Origin of the sequence: Providencia sp. wls1922, from assembly GCF_009706505.1 — a bacterium.
In the GTDB taxonomy this organism is placed as follows: Bacteria; Pseudomonadota; Gammaproteobacteria; order Enterobacterales; family Enterobacteriaceae; genus Providencia; species Providencia lanzhouensis.
In genome coordinates this window covers 1-1,947 of the sequence record NZ_WLUG01000069.1, presented here as the reverse complement: position 1 = coordinate 1,947, position 1,947 = coordinate 1, and the positions used below count along the sequence as shown (strand labels likewise).

2 protein-coding genes are annotated in these 1,947 nt (G+C 44.4%); both read right to left on the bottom strand.

Annotated features, from left to right (window positions below):
- Nucleotides 1–419: 419 nt before the first annotated feature.
- Nucleotides 420–659, bottom strand: coding sequence for a sulfurtransferase-like selenium metabolism protein YedF (gene yedF, locus GKR71_RS06735; RefSeq protein WP_006657165.1), 240 nt, complete (start codon nt 657–659; stop codon nt 420–422).
- Nucleotides 656–1,870: a selenium metabolism membrane protein YedE/FdhT gene (gene yedE, locus GKR71_RS06730; RefSeq protein ID WP_036950333.1), complete on the bottom strand. Its 1,215-nt coding sequence runs from the start codon at nt 1,868–1,870 to the stop codon at nt 656–658. Before yedE ends, yedF begins: the two co-directional genes overlap by 4 nt.
- Between the last annotated feature and the right edge of the window lie 77 nt (nt 1,871–1,947).

Genomic DNA, 1,947 nt, shown 5'->3' with positions numbered 1-1,947 from the left:
GCCAACACCGCGACAGTGCAAAATATGACTAATACCAATACGCTAAATAGTTTGTGCTGTCGCTAGGCGGCAAATGCATTAGACCCTAGGAGCATACACAAGTATGTGACTAGGGCTAACGAATGAAGCCAACACCGCGACAGTGCAAAATATGACTAATACCAATACGCTAAATAGTTTGTGCTGTCGCAAGGCGGTAAATGCGTTAGACCCTAGGAGCATACACAAGTATGTGACTAGGGCTAACGAATGAAGCCAACACCGCGACAGTGCAAAATATGACTAATACCAATACGCTAAATAGTTTGTGCTGTCGCAAGGCGGCAAATGCGTTAGACCCTAGGAGCATACACAAGTATGTGACTAGGGCTAACGAATGAAGCCAACACCGCGACAGTGCAAAATATGACGCGTATTTGTTATTTTTGGATAAGATAACGAATAGTCGGCCCATCTTGCTGAATATCCAACACCTTATAACCATAATTTTTTGCATCTAAAGGGATATTATTGATAGATTGTGGGCAATCACTTACCACTTCTAATATCTCTCCAGGTTTTAACGATGGCATCGCTTCTAACGTCGCAACCGCAGGGTATGGGCAAGGTTCGCCCACCATATCTAATCGATAATCCGGTACTATTTCTTTATGGCTCATGCGGCCTCCATGGAAGTATTCGCCAGTTTTTGGGCACGTTTACGGAAGAAATATTTTTCCCATACCAGCATCAAAATAAATGCAATGGCTAATAAAGCGTATGTAACGAGCAAGCCGCCTTCCGGACCAAATGTCTCTAGCAAGTTCACTTTGTCAAAGTCTGTAGCCAACCATGGGCCTAAATCATCCCAGTAATACGCTAAGATAGTCGCACCGATAATGTTACCGAAACCAACCCACCAGTAATGAACTTGACCTTCAACGGCACGGTACATCCAGCCAGTTTCACAACCACCCGCTAAGACAATACCAAACCCGAATAGTAATCCACCAATCACAGCATTTGGACCAGCCCACATAATCTTAGGTGTCGCGCCCAATTGCACATAACTGAAAATACCAATCGCACTGACCGCCATACCAATGATAATCGCTTTCGCCATATGAGTACGACCAGTGATCCATAAATCACGAAACGCGGAGGTAAAACAGATTTGAGCACGTTCAATCAGCAAACCAAAACCAATCCCACATAAGATAGCAAAGCCCATGACTGGTGCATCTAGCAGTGTATAAAAGCCCCACGCAAGTGCGACAGCAAAAATAGCCATGCCTAATTTAAAGCGTTTTTTAGCTGTATTCGGATTTTGAGTTAATGGCGATGCTGTTGAGACTTTTTTCAATTTTACCGCAATACGGAACATTGGCAGCAGGGTGAATTTGGCACCAAAGTAAGAGCCGACGGCAGTCGCTACAGCAAAGAACCAAGCGTGTAACGAGAATTGTGGAATACCCGTAAAGAATGCCGCTAAGTTACATCCCATGGCTAGACGAGCGCCGAATCCAGCAATGATCCCACCGAGGATGGCTTGAAAAATTCGAACCCGATGCTGCGGCATGCGAATTTTGACATTATTTGCCCAAAGTGCCGCGGCAAAACAGCCAGCAAACATACCGATAATCATCACGCCATCAATTCGATCAAGTGGCGAACCTTGAAAACCAATAACTTTGAAATAGCCCCATTCTTCTGGATGCGCACCAAATAGCTGCATAATATGCCCGCCCCAGCGAGTAAATTCACCGGTTACAGCCCAAAAAGTGCCTGTTAAACCAAAATAATAAGTCGATAAGATACCTGCCGCAATCACCGCAGGTAACGGTTTCCAAAAACCGATGAGATAGTGAGATTTAAACTCAGACCAAGTCATTTTTACTTCCAGAATGTTTCAAGCCAGTACCTGGCAAAGAATTTCGCTGTTGTATGATGTGTTGCTACATGATGTAT